Source organism: Actinomadura viridis, from assembly GCF_015751755.1.
GTDB classification, from domain to species: domain Bacteria; phylum Actinomycetota; class Actinomycetes; order Streptosporangiales; family Streptosporangiaceae; genus Spirillospora; species Spirillospora viridis.
Genome location: NZ_JADOUA010000001.1, coordinates 453,561 through 470,717 on the forward strand (window position 1 = coordinate 453,561; position 17,157 = coordinate 470,717).

The window sequence follows — 17,157 nt, forward strand, 5'->3', positions numbered from 1 at the left end:
CGAGGGTGGGTAGTGCCGACCTCGCGAATCTGAGCGACAAGCTCATGCTGACGACCGTGGTCCTGTACATCGTCGCCATGGTCGCGTACGCGGCCGATCTGGGCTTCGGGCGGCGCCGGGCGGCCACGGCCGGCACGGAGGAGGGTACGGGGGCCGAGTCCGAAGCCGGGGCCGAGGCCAAGGAGAAGGCCAAGGTCCTGGTCGGCGCGGGCGGAGCCGCTCCGGCGGACGGCGCCGCCACCGCCACGGCCGGGACCGCCGACGCCGACACCGGCGACGAGGCCGGGGACGAGGCCGCGACCGGGCGCCGCCAGGTCGACTGGGCCCGGCTGGCGATCACGATGAACGTGCTCGGCTGGGCGGCCCACCTCGGCACCATCCTGACCCGCGGGCTGGCCGCCGAGCGCTGGCCGTGGGGCAACATGTACGAGTTCCTCGTCGCCATCGCCTTCGCCGCCGTGTCCGCCTTCCTGGTGGTGCTGTGGCGCTTCAAGGCCCGCTTCCTCGGCGCCTTCGTCAGCCTCGCCGCGGTCGTCGCGCTCGGCGTGGCCAACATCTGGCTCTACAGCTCGGTCGGCCCGCTGGTCCCGGCGCTGAACTCGTACTGGATCGCGATCCACGTCTCGGCCGCCATCATCGCCACCGGCGCGTTCACCGTCGCCGGCGCGTCCACCATCCTCTACCTGATCAAGGCGCGCCAGGAGGCGCGGGGGGCCGTCGCCGGCAGCGGACCGCTCGCCCACGTCCCCGGCGCCGACGTGCTGGACCGGCTCGCGCTGCGGGTCACCATGTTCGCGTTCCCGATCTGGACCGCCGCGATCATCATGGGCGCCATCTGGGCGGACGAGGCGTGGGGCCGCTACTGGGGCTGGGACCCCAAGGAGATCTGGTCGTTCATCACCTGGGTCGTGTACGCGGCCTACCTGCACGCGCGCGCCACGGCGGGCTGGAAGGGCCGCAAGGCCGCGATCCTGTCGCTGGTCGCGTTCGCCGCGCTGATGTTCAACTTCTTCGGCGTGAACTACATGTTCTCCGGCCTGCACTCGTACGCCTGACACCTCGCGAGCACGGCACGCCGGGGCGGCGGGACGGCCGCCCCGGCCTACTCCTCCTCGCGCAGCCGGCGTTCGAGGTCGCGCAGGAACGCGGGATCGTCGTCAGGGCCCTTCGGGGCCTCGGTCGGCGCCCGCCGCCCGCGCTCCGGGGCCTCCCCGGCGTGCGGTGAGCTCGGGCGCGCCCGGCCCAGCGCCAGCCACAGCACCGCCCCCGGCAGCATCCCGAGCAGCACGACCAGGAACCAGCCGAACTTGGGAAGGTGCCGTACGCCCCCCTCGCCGGTGGTGATCACGTCGAAGAGCGCGAACAGCCACACACCGATCAGGACGAGCGAGAGCAGCACATACGCCATGACCCGAGCGTAGACGGTGACGGATGGGGATGACGCGGTGTCGGGTCTCGGCTTACTCTTCCCCGAGGGCCCGGTGCGGGCCAGCTGACAGAGGAGCCCGATGCGCTTCAAAGGCATCCACCGCAGGCCCCGGGGAACGAGGGACACCGCGTACGCGCCCTCACCGCCCGAGTCCGGACAGCGCCCGGAGCCGCGCCGGATCCGGGCACGCGGCGGCCAGCCCCGCGACCGGTTCGGCCGGTTCCGCAGGGCGGGCCGCGACGACGACCTCGCGCCGCGCCAGGGCCCCGACCGCTCCGGCGACGCCGCGGCGGGCGTCCAGGACGCGGGCCGGGGCGGTCCCGGGCGGCACTCCCGCGGGAGGCGCTCCGACCGCCGGGCGCGCGACTACTCCTGGAGCGACTTCGAGCTCGACGACTTCGACCCCGGCGCCGACGCGCCGCCGCGCGCCGAGCCGCGTCCGCCCGGCTCCCCGTACGTGGCCGACGGCCTGGCCCACTGCGGCGTGCTGGAGAGCGTCCTGCACCGGCAGTGGGACGCCGGTCAGGGCCCGCCCCCGCCCGAGGTCGTCCGGGCCGTCGACAGCCTGGCCGCGCTGCCCGAGCGGCTGAAGGTCAAGCTCGCGGGCGGCCTCGAAGGCGTCTACGTCGGCCCGGGCGGGGTGCCGCAGCTCGACGACATGGGCCATCTGCGCGACCGGCCGCTGCCCTCGGGCCGGGCCACCTGGGACATCTGCGCGGGCGCCTACGGCGACGGGAAGATCGTCGTGGGGGACCGGCCGTCGCCCACGCCGGACGTGATGATGCACGAGGTCGGGCACGCGCTCGACGACATCGACGGGGAGGACGGCGCCTGGCGGTCCGACGGCGAGGCGTTCCGCGCGCTGTACGAGCGGTGCCTCCCCCACCTGGCCAGCGAGTTCCACCGGCAGCCCGACGCGCTGGGCCGCCGGGAGTTCTTCGCGGACGCGTTCGCCGCGATCTCCGCCCGGCAGCGGCCCGCGCTGGTCGATATGCTCGCGGGCGACATCCGCCTCGCACTCGACGTCATGCTGTTCTTCAACCGCCGATACGGAATCTGATGAAGGCCGGCGACCAGCACCGAAGGTGATCGACGATGTACGTGATCCGGCTTCCCGACGGCACGCTCCGGGTCCCCCGGACGGCCCTCGCCGATTCCGGGACGGGGACGGGCGAGGGGCGGATCATCGCCCAGGCTTATGTGGAGATCGGTCCCGAAGATCCCGACTACGAGCGGTTGCTGGCCGAATCCCTCAGCGAGGAGGAGATGGACGAGCGCCGGCGGCGGTGGCGGGAGGGGGACGAGGATCTGCTCCGTACGTTCGAGGAGTGGAAGGCCGACCGGGGCGACGACTGAACGAGGCCGCGGGACGGGTCCGTGGGGCGCGTCCGTGGGGCGAGTCCGTGCGAAGGGCCCGTGAGAAAAGGCCCGGACAGACCTAGCGCCGCCCGGTTGGGGCGGCGCGTCGTCGTCGGGCGGGCCGGGAGCGGCGGTGCGGGGCGGGAAGTCCGATCGGGGTTCCGATCGAGGGTTCCGATCAGGGGGTCGCCGATCGGAACGGAGCGCCGGTCAGCGTGCGTGCTCGGCGACCGGCTCTTCTCCGCGCAGCAGCGCGTGCACTTCGGACTCGCGGAAGCGGCGGTGGCCCCCGGGAGTGCGGATGCTGCTGATCCGTCCGGCCGCGGCCCACCGCGTCACCGTCTTAGGATCGACCCGGAAGAGGGCGGCGACCTCTCCGGGAGTCAGCAGGCGCTCGCTGGTGCTCTCCACGTTTTCTCTCCCCCTTTGTCCCGCTCTCGGTGCGGGTGGACTGTTTCCTAGTGTGGCGGGTCAAGACCGATTTCTGCCTTGTTTTCGGAAAAGATCACGCTCAGTAGTTCGCTGAACAGGCGATATAACGGGAAGTTAATGTGTGATCGCGCACAATCGTCACCGAGGTCTTGCCAGGTCGCCCGGTTCCTGATGCGGGGGAGGGAGTTCACCGATCGGGGCGTTCAAAGTCCGCGGTCTTCACCGAGGTGGGGAGCCTGACCCGCCGCGAGGCGCCGAGGGGGTGCGGGTAGGCTCGAGGGGTCATGCGCTCCGTACTCTTCTACACCGCCGCCCGGTTCGCGATCTTCCTGGGCACGGTCGCGATCCTGGCCCTGTTCGGCGCCCGCGGGCTGCTGCTGCTCGGGCTGGCCGTACTGATCAGCGGCATCGTCAGCTTCGTCCTGCTGTCCGGGCAGCGCGACGCGATGTCCACCGCCGTCATCTCCGGCTTCCAGGAACGCCGGCGCAGGTTCGAGCGCGCGCGCACCAAGGAAGACGGCTGAAAGCCAACCCCTGAGGGCGATCCAGGGGCCCGGCCGATGCACGGATCCGGCCGCGGGGCTTTTAGGCTGGAGGCATGACCCGCGCCTCTCTCGACAAGCAGCCGGCCGATGTGGCGGCGATGTTCGACCGCACCGCCGAGCGCTACGACCTGCTCAACGGCCTGATGACCGGAGGGCAGGACCGGCGCTGGCGGCGGGCGGTGGTCGAGGCCGTGGGCGCCCGGCCGGGCGAGCGGATCCTGGATCTGGCCGCCGGTACCGGCACCTCCTCGGTCCCCTTCGCCGAGGCGGGCGCGCACACCGTGGCGTGCGACTTCTCCCTGGGCATGCTCCGTGTCGGGGTGCGGCGGCAGGAGGGCGTCCGGCGGCTGAGCTTCGTCGCCGGTGACGCGCTGCGGCTGCCGTTCGCCGACGGCGTGTTCGACGCGGTGACCATCTCCTTCGGGCTGCGGAACGTGGCCGACACCGAGGCCGCGCTGCGCGAGCTGCGCCGGGTCACCAGGCCCGGCGGGCGGCTGCTGATCTGTGAGGTCAGTCACCCGGGCAACACGCTGCTCCGTTTCGGGCACCGCATGCACCTGAGATTCGGCCTGCCCACACTGGCCCGGGTCAGTTCCAATCCCGACTCCTACACCTATCTCGCCGAGTCGACGCTCGCCTGGCCGGACCAGGCGGCGCTGGCGCGGACCGTCCAGGCAGCGGGCTGGGGCGAGGTGCGCTGGCGCGATCTCACCTTCGGTGTCGTCGCGCTCCACCACGCCACCAATCCGGTGTGACATGCATCGGTCCGGAGGCGAACCCGTTTTCGGACCGGTCCAAAAGCCGAGGGGGTCCAGAGGTATCCAGGACCCGCTCGGAAGGAATAGACTCCCCTCCGGATCCTTGTGAAGTACTTCACAAGCGAACGAGCCTAAAGAGGAACGCTGTGACCGACTCCACCCGGCAGGCAGACGTCATCGTCGTCGGGGCCGGACCCGCCGGGGCCTCCACGGCCTACTGGCTGGCCCAGTCCGGGCTGGATGTGCTGTTGCTGGAGAAGGCCACCTTCCCGCGCGACAAGATCTGCGGCGACGGGCTGACCCCGCGTGCCGTGCGCGCCCTGATCGGCATGGGCGTCGACATCGACGCCCCCGGCTGGGCGCGCAACAAGGGCCTGCGCATCTACGGCGGCGGCGTCAAGATCGAGCTGCCCTGGCCCGAGCTGGCGAGCTTCCCCGACTACGGCCTGGTCCGTACCCGCACCGACCTGGACCGGCTGCTCGCCGAGCACGCCGCCAAGGCCGGCGCCCGCCTGCTGCAGGGCTGCGCGGTGACCGCCCCGATCCTGGACGAGCGCACCGACCGCATCGTCGGCGTCACCGCCCGCCACGCGGGCGAGGAGGTCGAGTTCCGCGCCCCGCTCGTGGTGGCCGCCGACGGCAACTCCACCCGGCTCTCGCTGGCCATGGGCCTGCGGCGGCGCGAGGACCGCCCCATGGGCGTGGCCGTACGGCGCTACTACGAGACCCCCCGCCACGACGACGAGTACATGGAGGCGTGGCTGGAGCTGTGGGACGGCCAGAGGCTGCTCCCCGGCTACGGCTGGGTCTTCCCGGTCGGCGACGGCACCTCCAACGTCGGCCTCGGCCTGCTCAACACCAGCAAGGCGTTCCAGAACGTCGACTACCGCGGGATGCTCAAGCGCTGGACCGCGAACATGCCCGAGGAGTGGCGGTTCGCCGAGGAGCACGCGACCGGGCCGATCCGCGGCGCCGCGCTGCCCATGGGCTTCAACCGCCAGCCGCACTACACCCGGGGAATGCTGCTGGTCGGCGACGCCGGCGGCATGATCAACCCGTTCAACGGCGAGGGCATCGACTACGCCCTGGAGTCGGGCCGGCTGGCCGCCGAGATCATGATTCAGGCGCTGGCCCGGCGCACCGCGGCCCAGCGCGAGCGGACCCTGTACGAGTACCCGCGTATCCTCAAGGCCGACCACGGCGGCTACTTCACCCTGGCCCGGATCTTCGTGCACGCCATCGGAGACCCCAGGGTCATGAAGTTCCTCACCTCGCACGGCCTGCCGCACCCGACCTTGATGCGCTTCACCCTGAAGCTGCTGGCCAACCTCACCGACCGGCACAGCGGCGACGCGATGGACCGGCTCATCAACGCGATGCAGAAGGTGGCGCCGGCGGCATGATCGGCGACGGCGCGCACGGGCGGGACCGCGGGAGGTCGCGGCCACGCGAGCGGAAGCATGGGATGACACGACCGAACGGTGACGTGGGAAGGGGGCGTCACAAGGCGCCCTGAAGGCAAGCGGGGGCACCGTCCCGACCCCCCGAGGGGAGTGCTATTGATCACCTTGGCTAGGGTGGCGACCCGTGCTCGTGGCGCATGTCACGAGCGTGTAAAGGGTAACGCCGCCGTGGCGCGCCCATCAGGCGCCGCGCGAGACTCCGTGCGGCGTCCATGCGGGCATGCCTCGTACAGCGCTGTACGTACCGAGGAGAGGCAGTAGAGACATGGATCTCTATGTACCGATCATTGTGCTGGGAGTCCTCGCCTTCGGCTTCGCGGCCTTCTCCGTTCTGATGGCCGCCGTCACCGGGCCGAAGCGGTGGAACCGCGCCAAGCTCGACGCCTACGAGTGCGGGATCGAGCCGACCCCGCAGCCGGTCGGCGGCGGGCGCTTCCCGGTGAAGTACTACCTGACGGCGATGCTCTTCATCGTCTTCGACATCGAGATCATCTTCCTGTACCCCTGGGCCGTCGCCTTCGACCGCCTCGGGCTGTTCGGCCTGGTGGAGATGGTTCTGTTCATCCTTACCGTGCTGGTGGCGTACGCCTACATCTGGCGGCGCGGTGGTCTGGAGTGGGATTGAGATGGGTCTTGAGGAGAAACTCCCCAGCGGTTTTCTGCTGACGACGGTCGAGCAGGTCGCCGGATGGGCGCGCAAGAGTTCGGTCTGGCCGGCCACCTTCGGGCTGGCCTGCTGCGCCATCGAGATGATGGCCGCCGGTGACCCCAAGCACGACTTCTCCCGCTGGGGGATGGAACGCGCCTCGGCCACCCCCCGGCAGGCCGACCTGATGATCGTGGCGGGCCGGGTGAGCCAGAAGATGGGCCCCGTCCTGCGGCAGATCTACGACCAGATGACCGAGCCCAAGTGGGTCATCGCGATGGGCGTGTGCGCCTCCTCGGGCGGCATGTTCAACAACTACGCGGTCGTGCAGGGCGTCGACCACATCGTCCCGGTGGACATCTACCTGCCCGGCTGCCCGCCGCGGCCGGAGATGCTGATCGACGCGATCCTGAAGCTGCACGACAAGATCCAGAACACCAAGCTCGGCCCGCAGCGCGCGCGGCAGATCGAGGAGCTGGAAGAGGCCAAGCGCCGCCGGCTGCCCCTGCTCGGCGTGCCGGGAGGGACCGTATGAGCGAGCCGCAGGGCCGCGGCGGCGGCTGGACTGAGGAGCGAGGGGCGAGTGACGAGGGAAGCCGTCGCCTGAAGGCGGCCCGGAGGCGAACGGGGGACGCAGCATGAGCTCACAGCATCCGGAACAGAAGGCCGAGCAGGCCGCCGACCGGCTTCCCGCGCACACCGAGGAGGAGCGCCGGGAGCAGCCGGTCGCCCGGACCGGCATGTTCGGGGCCAAGACCACCGGTGACACCTCCGGGTACGGCGGGCTGGTCATCCGGCAGGCGCCGAAGGTCTCCAGCCCCCGTCCGTACGGGGGGCCCGAGGGGGTCGCGGAGCGGGGCGAGTTCGACGAGATCGCCGACGAGCTGGAACGTGCCCTGGGCGGCGCGGCGGCGGCGGGCGGGCCCGCCTTCGGCGACGCGATCGAGCGGGTCGTCGTCGACCGCGGGGAACTGACGTTCTACGTGCGGCGCGAGCACCTGCAGGCCGTGGCGAAGACCATGCGGGACGACCCCGAGCTGCGCTTCGAGCTGTGCTCGGGGCTGTCGGGCGTGCACTACCCGCAGGACGCCGGCGCGGAGCTGCACTCGGTCGTGCACCTGCTGTCGATCACGCACAACCGGCGCGTCCGGCTGGAGACGACCTGCCCGGACGCCGACCCGCACATCCCGTCGCTGGTGTCGGTCTACCCGACGAACGACTGGCACGAGCGGGAGACCTACGACTTCTTCGGGATCATCTACGACGGTCATCCGGCGCTCACCCGCATCGAGATGCCCGACGACTGGGTCGGCCACCCGCAGCGCAAGGACTATCCTCTCGGCGGCATTCCCGTCGAGTACCGCGGAGCGGAGATCCCGCCGCCCGACGAGCGGAGGTCGTACGTATGAGCCCCTCGACGAAGTACACCGAGTACGACGCCTACGCCGCCGACGAGGCGGCCGAGGGCAAGGTCTTCGACGTCTCCGGGCAGGACTGGGACCAGGTGATCTCGGGCGCCGAGGACGTCGGCGACGAGCGCATGGTGATCAACATGGGGCCGCAGCACCCCTCCACGCACGGCGTGCTGCGGATCGTCCTGACGCTGGACGGCGAGACGGTGAACGAGGCGCGGGTCGGCATCGGCTACCTGCACACCGGCATCGAGAAGAACATGGAGTTCCGGACCTGGACCCAGGGCACCACGTTCTGCACGCGGATGGACTACCTGGCGCCGATCTTCAACGAGACGGCGTACTGCCTGAGCGTGGAGCGGCTGCTGGGGATCACCGACCAGGTGCCGGAGCGGGCCTCGATCATCCGCGTGATGATGATGGAGCTCAACCGGATCTCCTCGCACCTGGTGGCCATCGCCACGTTCGGCCTGGAGCTGGGCGCGAGCACGGTCATGCTCAACGGGTTCCTGGAGCGCGAGTACACCCTTGATCTCTTCGAGGAGATCACCGGGCTCCGGATGAACATGGCGTACGTGCGTCCCGGCGGTGTCGCGCAGGATCTGCCGAGCGGCGCGCTGAGCAAGATCCGCGACTATCTGGACCGGATGCCCAAGCGGATCCAGGCGATGCGCAAGCTGATGGACGCCAACCCGGTCTACCTGGCGCGGACCAAGGACGTCGCCTACCTCGACCTGACCGGCTGCATGGCGCTGGGCATCACCGGCCCGGTGCTGCGTTCGACCGGCCTGCCGTGGGACCTGCGCAAGTCGCAGCCCTATTGCGGTTACGAGAACTACGACTTCGAGGTCGCCACCGAGGAGAGCGCGGACGTGTACGGCCGCTACCTCGTCCGGATGACCGAGATGGAGGAGTCCCTGAAGATCGTCGAGCAGTGCTGGGAGCGGCTGCAGACGGTCAAGGGCCCGGTGATGGTCGAGGACAAGAAGATCGGCTGGCCGGCGCAGCTGGCCATCGGCGCGGACGGCATGGGCAACTCGCCGCGGCACATCGCGCACATCATGGGCACCTCGATGGAGGCCCTCATCCACCACTTCAAGCTGGTGACCGAGGGGTTCCGGGTGCCCGCGGGACAGGCGTACGTGCCGATCGAGTCGCCGCGCGGGGAACTGGCCGCGCACGTGGTCAGCGACGGCGGCACCCGGCCGTTCCGGGTGCACTTCCGCGAGCCGTCGTTCGTCAACCTGCAGGCGGCGCCGGTGATGTGCGAGGGCGGGATGGTCGCGGACGTGATCGCGGCCGTGGCCAGTATCGACCCGGTGATGGGGGGTGTGGACCGATGACGACGCCGGAAGGCGGCCGGGAGGCGGGCACCGCGGTGTTCGTGACCCTGGAGGCGCCCGGGGGCGGCGAGTCCGTCGAGTCCGTCGAGGAGTACGAGCCCGCGGAGCGGGAGCGGCTGGAGCGGGACGCGAAGGAGATCATCGCCCGCTATCCCAAGCCGCGGTCGGCGCTGCTGCCGATGCTGCACCTGGTGCAGTCGGCGGACGGCTACGTCTCGCGGCGCGGGATCGAGTTCTGCGCCGAGCAGCTGGGCATCACTCCCGCGCAGGTGACCGGGGTCGCCACGTTCTACACGATGTACAAGCGTGCGCCGGTCGGCGAATACCATGTCGGCGTCTGCATCAACACGCTGTGCGCGATCATGGGCGGTGACCAGATCTGGTCAGAGCTGAGCGAGCATCTGGGCGTCGGCCACGACGAGGCCACCCCGGACGGCACGGTCAGCCTGGAGCGGATCGAGTGCAACGCCGCGTGCGACTTCGCGCCGGTGATGACGGTCAACTGGGAGTTCTTCGACAACATGACTCCCGAGAAGGCCAAGGCGCTGGTGGACGACCTCCGCCAGGGCAAGCAGGTGGTTCCTTCACGCGGGCCGTCCGGGCTGTGCTCCTGGAAGGACGCGTCCCGGGTGCTGGCCGGGTTCCCCGACGGGCGCGCGAACGAGGGCCTCCAGGCGGGGCCGGAGTCGCTGGTCGGGCTGAAGCTGGCCAAGGAGCGGGGCTGGGAGGCCCCGGCCGCGGACGCGGACCGGCCGCAGCCGCACGAACCCGTCCGGCCCGGCGAGATCACGCCGCCGCCGGTCGAGCCCGGCAAGCCGGTCGGCGGCGAGGCCAAGCCCGGTACGCAGGAGGGCCGGAACCAATGACCACGCTCACCCCCATCCTCACCAGGACCTGGGACCAGGCCGATTCGTTCACTCGCGCCGCCTACGAGCGCGAGGGCGGCTACAGGGCTCTGCGCAGGGCCCTGGGCATGCCTCCAGACGACATCATCCAGGCCGTGAAGGACTCCGGGCTGCGCGGACGCGGCGGCGCGGGCTTCCCCACCGGCATGAAGTGGGGCTTCATCCCGCAGGGTGACGGCAAGCCGCACTACCTGGTGGTGAACGCGGACGAGTCCGAGCCGGGGACGTGCAAGGACATCCCGCTGATGATGGCCAACCCGCACGTGCTGATCGAGGGCATCGTCATCAGCTCGTTCGCGATCCGCGCCAATCACGCCTTCATCTACGTGCGCGGCGAGGTGCTGCACGTGATCCGCCGCCTGCAGCAGGCGGTGGCCGAGGCGTACGAGGCCGGCTACCTCGGGCGCGACATCCTCGGCTCCGGGTTCGACCTGGAACTGGTCGTGCACACCGGCGCCGGGGCCTACATCTGCGGCGAGGAGACGGCGCTGCTGGACTCCCTGGAGGGATATCGCGGTCAGCCCAGGCTGAAGCCTCCCTTCCCTGCGGTCGCGGGCCTCTATGGAGGTCCCACCGTCATCAACAACGTCGAGTCGATCGCCTCGGTTCCCTCGATCATCGACAACGGCGCGGACTGGTTCGCGGCGATGGGCACCGAGAAGTCCCAGGGGTACGGGATCTTCTCGCTGTCCGGCCACGTCACCCGTCCCGGGCAGTACGAGGCGCCGCTGGGCATCACGCTGCGCGAGCTGCTGGACATGGCGGGCGGGATCCGCGCCGGGCACCGGCTGAAGTTCTGGACGCCGGGCGGCTCCTCGACCCCGATCTTCACCGACGAGCACCTGGACGTCCCGCTGGACTTCGAGTCGGTGGGCGCGGCCGGGTCCATGCTCGGCACCCGGGCGCTGCAGATCTTCGACGAGACGACCTGCGTCGTCCGGGCGGTGCTGCGCTGGTCGGAGTTCTACGCGCACGAGTCGTGCGGCAAGTGCACGCCGTGCCGCGAAGGCACGTACTGGTACAAGCAGATGCTCAAGCGCCTGGAGGCCGGCAGGGGCGAGGAGAAGGACCTGGAGACCCTCCTCGACCTGTCCGACAACATCCTCGGCCGGTCGTTCTGCGCCCTGGGCGACGGTGCGACCAGCCCGGTGGTCTCGTCCATCAAGCTCTTCCGCGACGAGTACCTCCGGCACTTCGAGCAGGGCGGCTGTCCCTTCGACCCGGCCGCCTCCACCCTCTGGGGAGGTGCGACCAAGTGACGGTCACCAAGGACGACGCCGCCGTCGAGAAGCGCGAGGACATGGTCGGCGTCACCATCGACGGCTTCGAGATCGAGGTGCCCAAGGGCACGCTGATCATCCGGGCCGCCGAGCTGCTGGGGATCCAGATCCCCCGGTTCTGCGACCACCCGCTGCTGGACCCGGTCGGGGCCTGCCGCCAGTGCCTGGTGGAGATCCCGGACGCGGGCAACGGGCGGGGCATGCCCAAGCCGCAGGCGTCCTGCACCACCACGGTGATGCCGGGCATGGTCATCAAGACCCAGCTCACCTCGCCGGTGGCCGACAAGGCCCAGCACGGCGTGATGGAGCTGCTGCTGATCAACCACCCGCTGGACTGCCCGGTCTGCGACAAGGGCGGCGAGTGCCCGCTGCAGAACCAGGCGATGTCGAACGGGCGGGGCGAGTCGCGGTTCACCGAGACCAAGCGGACCTTCCCCAAGCCGATCCCGCTGTCCAGCCAGGTCCTGCTGGACCGGGAGCGGTGCATCCAGTGCGCCCGCTGCACCCGGTTCTCCGACCAGATCGCCGGGGACGCCTTCATCGACCTGTTCGAGCGGGGCGCCAAGGAGCAGGTCGGGGCGGCCGAGGACAAGCCGTTCCAGTCCTACTTCTCCGGCAACACGGTCCAGATCTGCCCGGTCGGCGCGCTGACCGGCGCGGCGTACCGGTTCCGGTCCCGGCCGTTCGACCTGGTGTCGACGCCCAGCGCCTGCGAGCACTGCGCCTCCGGCTGCGCCCTGCGCACCGACCACCGGCGCGGCAAGATCACCCGGCGGCTGGCCGGTGACGACCCGCAGGTGAACGAGGAGTGGAACTGCGACAAGGGCCGGTGGGCGTTCACCTACGCCACCCAGCCCGACCGGCTCACCCACCCGCTGGTCCGCAACGAGGACGGGGTGCTGGAGCCGGCGTCCTGGCCCGAGGCGCTGACCATCGCCGCGCGGGGCCTGTCGGCCGCCCGCGGCCGGGCGGGCGTGCTGACCGGCGGCCGGGTGACCCTGGAGGACGCCTACGCCTACGCCAAGTTCGCCCGGGTCGCGCTCGGCACCAATGACATCGACTTCCGCGCGCGCGACCACTCCCGCGAGGAGGCCGAGTTCCTGGCCTCGTCGGTGGCCGGGCGGCCGATCGAGGTGACCTACTCCGACCTGGAGAAGGCGCCGGCGGTGCTGCTGGCCGGCTTCGAGCCGGAGGAGGAGTCGCCGATCGTCTTCCTGCGGCTGCGCAAGGCGTTCCGCAAGACCGGGCTGCGGGTGTTCTCGGTCGCGCCGTTCGCGACCCGGGGGCTGGCGAAGACCGGCGGCACCCTGCTGCGGTCGGTCCCCGGAGCGGAGGCCGAGGTCCTCGGCTCGCTGGTGAGCGACACCGCGGACGCCGGAGCCGTCGACCGGGCCGCGCACCGCGACGCGCGGAGCCTGCTGGCCGAGCCCGGCGCGGTGATCATGGTCGGCGAGCGGCTCGCGGGCAGCCCCGGCGCGCTGTCCAGCGTGGTCCGGCTGGCCCAGGTCACCGGCGCCCGGCTGGCCTGGGTGCCGCGCCGGGCCGGGGAACGCGGCGCGCTGGAGGCGGGGGCCCTGCCCGGGCTGCTGCCGATCGGCCGCCCGGTCGGCGACCCCGAGGCGCGTGCCGAGGTGGCCCGCGCCTGGTCGGTGGCCGAGCTGCCCGCCTCGCCCGGACGCGACGGCGCGGGCATCATCGCCGCCGCGGCGTCCGGTGAGCTGGGCGCGCTGCTGGTCGGCGGCGTCGACCCCTACGACCTGCCCGACCCGGCCGCGGCGCTGGCCGCGCTGGAGGCCGCCCCGTTCGTGGTGAGCCTGGAGCAGCGGGTCAGCGCGGTCACCGACCGCGCCGACGTGGTGCTGCCGGTGGCGGCCGTGGCCGAGAAGTCCGGGACGTTCGTCGACTGGGAGGGCCGCGGCCGCCCGTTCGACACCGTGCTCAAGTCCGCCGGCCGCCTGTCCGACCTGCGGGTGCTGGACGCGCTGGCCTCCGAGATGGACGTCCACCTGGCGCTGCCCGACCCGGCGGCGGCCAAGCGGGAGCTGAGCGGGCTGGGCGCCTACCGTGGTGAGCGGCCCGCCGCGCCCAGCGTGCCGGCCGGCGTGCAGCCGCAGCCGGGCACCGGCGAGGCGCTGCTGGCGAGCTGGCGGATGCTGCTGGACCGGGGGCGCATGCAGGACGGCGAGCCGTACCTGGCGGGCACCGCCAAGACTGCGGTGGCCCGGCTCTCGCCCGCCACGGCCGCCGAGATCGGCGCCGTCGACGGCGCCGGCGGCGCGGACGGCGCGGTGACCGTCACGGTCACCGCCGGGCACGGCGAGGTCACGCTGCCGCTGGAGGTCACGCCCGGCCTGCCGGACCGCGTGGTGTGGCTGCCGGCCGCGTCGGCGGGCTGCGCGATCCACCGCGACCTGGGCGTGACCGCCGGAAGCGTCGTCAAGATCTCCACCGGAGGCGCGTCATGAGCATCAGTGCGTCCGTTCTCGCGGCCGGGCCGGCGCCGGGCGACCCCACGCTGGAGAGCTTCGGCCGGGACCCGTGGTGGCTGATCGGCGGCAAGGTGCTGGTCATCTTCGCCTTCCTGGTCCTGACCGTGCTCTTCTCGATGTGGGTCGAGCGCCGGGTGATCGGCCGGATGCAGCTGCGCGTCGGGCCGAACCGGGCCGGGCCGTTCGGGCTGCTGCAGGGCCTGGCCGACGGGATCAAGCTGGCGCTGAAGGAGGACATCGTCCCCCGGAACGTCGACAAGATCGTGTTCATCCTGGCCCCGATCATGTCGGCGGTGCCGGCGTTCATCTCGTTCATCATCATCCCGTTCGGGCCGACGGTGTCGGTCTTCGGGCACCACACCCCGCTGCAGGGCACCGACCTGCCGGTGGCGGTGCTGCTGGTGCTGGCGATGGCGTCGATGGGCGTCTACGGGATCGTGCTGGCCGGCTGGTCGTCGATGTCGCCGTACTCGCTGCTGGGCGGGCTGCGCTCGTCCGCGCAGGTGATCTCCTACGAGATCGCGATGGCGCTGTCGTTCGTGGCGGTGTTCCTGTTCGCCGGGACGATGTCGACCAGCGGCATCGTCAACGCGCAGGCCGACCGCTGGTTCGTGATCCTGCTGCTGCCCTCGTTCCTGGTGTACGTGGTCACGATGATGGGCGAGTCCAACCGGATCCCCTTCGACCTCCCCGAGGGCGAGGGCGAGCTGGTCGGCGGCTTCCACACCGAGTACTCGTCGCTGAAGTTCGCGATGTTCTTCCTGGCCGAGTACATCAACATGGCCACCCTCTCCGCCCTGGCCACCACGCTGTTCCTCGGCGGGTGGCGCGCCCCGGCGCCGATCTCCACGTTCTGGGAGGGCGCCAACAGCGGCTGGTGGCCGGTGCTGTGGTTCCTGGTCAAGGTCTGGGCGTTCATCTTCTTCTTCGTCTGGCTGCGCGGCTCGCTGCCGCGGGTGCGCTACGACCAGCTGATGAAGCTCGGCTGGAAGGTGCTGATGCCCTTCTCGCTCGGCTGGATCGTGCTGGTGGCCACCATCCGCGCCCTCCGCAACGAGGGCTTCGACATGCAGCAGATCGTGATCTACTCCGCGGTCGCCGCGGGCGCCGTGCTGGTGGGCACGCTGCTGTGGGAGATGCTGCGCGGCGAGGGCGGCAAGGAGAAGGAGATCGTCCCGGACGTGGCCAAGGGCCAGGAGGCCGGGACCGAGACGGCGGGCGGCTTCCCCGTCCCGCCGATGGACGCGCCGCACTACCACGGCCGCCGCGCGGATGCGTCGAAGCAGGTCACGACCACGACCACGCGTGAGGAGGTCGGAAGTGGGACTCACTGACTTCCTGAACCCGGTCAAGGGGTTCGGGGTCTCGTTCCATCAGATGTTCCAGAAGAGCGAGACCGTCCAGTACCCCGAGGTGAAGAGGCCGACCGCTCCGCGGTTCCACGGCCGGCACCAGCTCAACCGGTGGCCGGACGGGCTGGAGAAGTGCATCGGCTGCGAGCTGTGCGCCTGGGCGTGCCCGGCCGACGCCATCTACGTGGAGGGCGCCGACAACTCCGAGGAGGAGCGGTACTCCCCGGGGGAGCGGTACGGCCGCGTCTACCAGATCAACTACCTGCGCTGCATCCTGTGCGGGCTGTGCATCGAGGCGTGCCCGACCCGGGCGCTGACGATGACCAACGAGTACGAGCTGGCCGACGACAGCCGCGAGAGCCTGATCTACACCAAGGACATGCTGCTGGCCCCACTCCGCGAAGGCATGGAGGCGCCACCGCACGCGATGCGGCTGGGCGAGACCGAGGAGGACTACTACCGCCTCGGCCTCCAGCCGGAGGAGAGCGCGCACGGCGCCTCGTCCGAAGGGAGTGAACACCAGTGAGTCCCCAGGTGGTGGCGGCGCAGGTCGCCGACGCCCAGGCGGGAGAGCCGTTCCTGTTCTGGCTGCTGGCCGTGGTGTCGGTCTGCGCCGCGCTCGGCATGATCTTCTTGCGGCGGGCGGTGCACTCGGCGCTGATGCTGGCGACGGTGATGCTGTCGCTGGCGGTGCTGTACGCGATCCAGGGGGCGCCGTTCCTGGCGTTCGTCCAGGTGATCGTCTACACCGGCGCGGTGCTGATGCTCTTCCTGTTCGTGCTGATGCTGGTCGGGGTGAGCTCCACCGACTCGCTGGTGGAGACGATCCGCGGCCAGCGGCTGTGGGCCGCGGTCGCCGCGATCGGCTTCCTGGGCCTGCTGGGCGCCGGGCTCGGCCAGGCGGTCCTGTCGAACGCGGTGGGGCTGCGCGCGGTCAACGAGGCCGACGGCGGCAACGTCGTCGCGCTGGCCAAGCTGCTGTTCGGCAAGTACGTGTTCGCGTTCGAGGCGACCAGCGGCCTGCTGATCACCGCGGCGCTGGGCGCGATGGTGCTGACGCACCGCGAGCGGCTGACGCCGAAGGCCACCCAGCGGACGCTGGCGGAGAAGCGGTTCCGCCCCGGTGCCCCGCACCCGGGCCCGCTGCCGCCTCCCGGCACCTACGCGCGGCACAACGCGGTCGACATGCCCGCGCTGCTGCCCGACGGCAGCGTCTCGGAACTGTCGGTCAACCCGATCATCGCGGCCCGTACCGACACCATCGAGCGGCACGCCGACCTGCGCGGGGAGACCGAGGAGCAGGCGGTGGAGGAGGACGTGGCCGCGGTCAGGGCCGTGACCGAGGAGACCGAGCCGGCCGGTGCCGAGTCCCGGGAGGTCAAGGCCGGGACCCCGGTGTCGGGCAAGGACGGCGGCTCCGCGACTGAAGGCGAGGGCGAGCGATGAGTCCGGGGCACTACCTGGCGCTCTCGGCGATCCTGTTCACCATCGGCGGCGTCGGGGTGCTGGTGCGCCGCAACGCGATCGTGGTGTTCATGTGCGTCGAGCTGATGCTCAACGCGACCAACCTGGCGTTCGTGACGTTCGCCCGGATGCACGGCAACCTCGACGGGCAGATCATCGCGTTCTTCGTGATGGTGGTGGCCGCGGCGGAGGTCGTGGTGGGCCTGGCGATCATCATGACCATCTTCCGGACCCGCAGGTCCTCGTCGGTCGACGACGCGAACCTGCTGAAGTACTGAGA

General features: G+C 71.1%; 19 protein-coding genes. 17 read left to right on the forward strand and 2 right to left on the reverse strand.

All coding sequences use genetic code 11. The annotated features are described in order from the left end of the window. Positions 1-5 precede the first annotated feature (5 nt). Positions 6-1,055 (forward strand): c-type cytochrome biogenesis protein CcsB, encoded by a 1,050-nt coding sequence (ccsB, locus tag IW256_RS01910; protein WP_307828702.1) that lies wholly within the window; start codon positions 6-8, stop codon positions 1,053-1,055. Positions 1,056-1,102: 47 nt separating this feature from the next. On the opposite strand, the gene IW256_RS01915 is transcribed toward ccsB, so the two are convergent. Next, on the reverse strand, positions 1,103-1,408 hold the full coding sequence (locus IW256_RS01915) for a PLDc N-terminal domain-containing protein (protein WP_197009295.1): 306 nt from the start codon (positions 1,406-1,408) through the stop codon (positions 1,103-1,105). 100 nt (positions 1,409-1,508) lie between these two features. Between IW256_RS01915 and IW256_RS01920 the strand changes: the two genes are divergently transcribed. Both IW256_RS01920 and IW256_RS01925 read left to right on the forward strand, forming a co-directional pair. Next, entirely contained in the window at positions 1,509-2,489 is a 981-nt protein-coding gene (locus IW256_RS01920; protein WP_197009296.1) for a hypothetical protein, read from the forward strand. 35 nt (positions 2,490-2,524) lie between these two features. Beyond that, complete coding sequence (locus IW256_RS01925; protein WP_197009297.1) at positions 2,525-2,785, forward strand: hypothetical protein; 261 nt, start codon at positions 2,525-2,527, stop codon at positions 2,783-2,785. A gap of 213 nt (positions 2,786-2,998) precedes the next feature. Here IW256_RS01925 and IW256_RS01930 read toward each other — a convergent pair whose 3' ends face one another. Beyond that, the gene (locus IW256_RS01930) at positions 2,999-3,199 is read right to left on the reverse strand and encodes a BldC family transcriptional regulator (protein WP_197009298.1); all 201 of its coding nucleotides are present in this window, start codon (positions 3,197-3,199) and stop codon (positions 2,999-3,001) included. Between the two features lie 305 nt (positions 3,200-3,504). Between IW256_RS01930 and IW256_RS01935 the strand changes: the two genes are divergently transcribed. The 14 genes from IW256_RS01935 (at position 3,505) to nuoK (ending at position 17,155) form a co-directional block, all read left to right on the forward strand. Then, the gene (locus IW256_RS01935; protein WP_197009299.1) at positions 3,505-3,744 is read left to right on the forward strand and encodes a DUF4229 domain-containing protein; all 240 of its coding nucleotides are present in this window, start codon (positions 3,505-3,507) and stop codon (positions 3,742-3,744) included. A 74-nt stretch (positions 3,745-3,818) separates the two neighbouring features. Continuing rightward, entirely contained in the window at positions 3,819-4,520 is a 702-nt protein-coding gene (locus tag IW256_RS01940; protein WP_197009300.1) for a demethylmenaquinone methyltransferase, read from the forward strand. A 149-nt stretch (positions 4,521-4,669) separates the two neighbouring features. Beyond that, a complete protein-coding gene (locus IW256_RS01945; protein WP_197009301.1) occupies positions 4,670-5,926 on the forward strand; it encodes a geranylgeranyl reductase family protein in 1,257 nt (418 codons plus the stop codon). A 325-nt stretch (positions 5,927-6,251) separates the two neighbouring features. Then, positions 6,252-6,611 (forward strand): NADH-quinone oxidoreductase subunit A, encoded by a 360-nt coding sequence (locus IW256_RS01950; protein ID WP_197009302.1) that lies wholly within the window; start codon positions 6,252-6,254, stop codon positions 6,609-6,611. A 1-nt stretch (position 6,612) separates the two neighbouring features. Next, on the forward strand, positions 6,613-7,167 hold the full coding sequence (locus tag IW256_RS01955) for a NuoB/complex I 20 kDa subunit family protein (RefSeq protein ID WP_197009303.1): 555 nt from the start codon (positions 6,613-6,615) through the stop codon (positions 7,165-7,167). Positions 7,168-7,270: 103 nt separating this feature from the next. Then, positions 7,271-8,041 (forward strand): NADH-quinone oxidoreductase subunit C, encoded by a 771-nt coding sequence (locus IW256_RS01960; RefSeq protein WP_197009304.1) that lies wholly within the window; start codon positions 7,271-7,273, stop codon positions 8,039-8,041. Beyond that, on the forward strand, positions 8,038-9,387 hold the full coding sequence (locus IW256_RS01965; RefSeq protein WP_197009305.1) for an NADH-quinone oxidoreductase subunit D: 1,350 nt from the start codon (positions 8,038-8,040) through the stop codon (positions 9,385-9,387). Before IW256_RS01960 ends, IW256_RS01965 begins: the two co-directional genes overlap by 4 nt. Beyond that, positions 9,384-10,253: an NADH-quinone oxidoreductase subunit NuoE gene (gene nuoE / locus IW256_RS01970; protein ID WP_197009306.1), complete on the forward strand. Its 870-nt coding sequence runs from the start codon at positions 9,384-9,386 to the stop codon at positions 10,251-10,253. The genes IW256_RS01965 and nuoE overlap by 4 nt, the downstream gene beginning before the upstream one ends. Continuing rightward, entirely contained in the window at positions 10,250-11,551 is a 1,302-nt protein-coding gene (gene nuoF / locus IW256_RS01975) for an NADH-quinone oxidoreductase subunit NuoF (RefSeq protein ID WP_197009307.1), read from the forward strand. Before nuoE ends, nuoF begins: the two co-directional genes overlap by 4 nt. 41 nt (positions 11,552-11,592) lie before the next feature. Then, on the forward strand, positions 11,593-14,037 hold the full coding sequence (locus IW256_RS01980; protein ID WP_231404205.1) for an NADH-quinone oxidoreductase subunit G: 2,445 nt from the start codon (positions 11,593-11,595) through the stop codon (positions 14,035-14,037). After that, on the forward strand, positions 14,034-15,395 hold the full coding sequence (gene nuoH, locus IW256_RS01985) for an NADH-quinone oxidoreductase subunit NuoH (RefSeq protein ID WP_197009309.1): 1,362 nt from the start codon (positions 14,034-14,036) through the stop codon (positions 15,393-15,395). The genes IW256_RS01980 and nuoH overlap by 4 nt, the downstream gene beginning before the upstream one ends. Further along, positions 15,382-15,939, forward strand: a complete 558-nt coding sequence (nuoI, locus tag IW256_RS01990) for an NADH-quinone oxidoreductase subunit NuoI (protein ID WP_307828703.1) — start codon at positions 15,382-15,384, stop codon at positions 15,937-15,939. Before nuoH ends, nuoI begins: the two co-directional genes overlap by 14 nt. Beyond that, positions 15,936-16,859: an NADH-quinone oxidoreductase subunit J gene (locus IW256_RS01995; protein WP_307828704.1), complete on the forward strand. Its 924-nt coding sequence runs from the start codon at positions 15,936-15,938 to the stop codon at positions 16,857-16,859. The genes nuoI and IW256_RS01995 overlap by 4 nt, the downstream gene beginning before the upstream one ends. Further along, complete coding sequence (gene nuoK, locus IW256_RS02000; RefSeq protein WP_197009311.1) at positions 16,856-17,155, forward strand: NADH-quinone oxidoreductase subunit NuoK; 300 nt, start codon at positions 16,856-16,858, stop codon at positions 17,153-17,155. Before IW256_RS01995 ends, nuoK begins: the two co-directional genes overlap by 4 nt. Positions 17,156-17,157 lie beyond the last annotated feature (2 nt).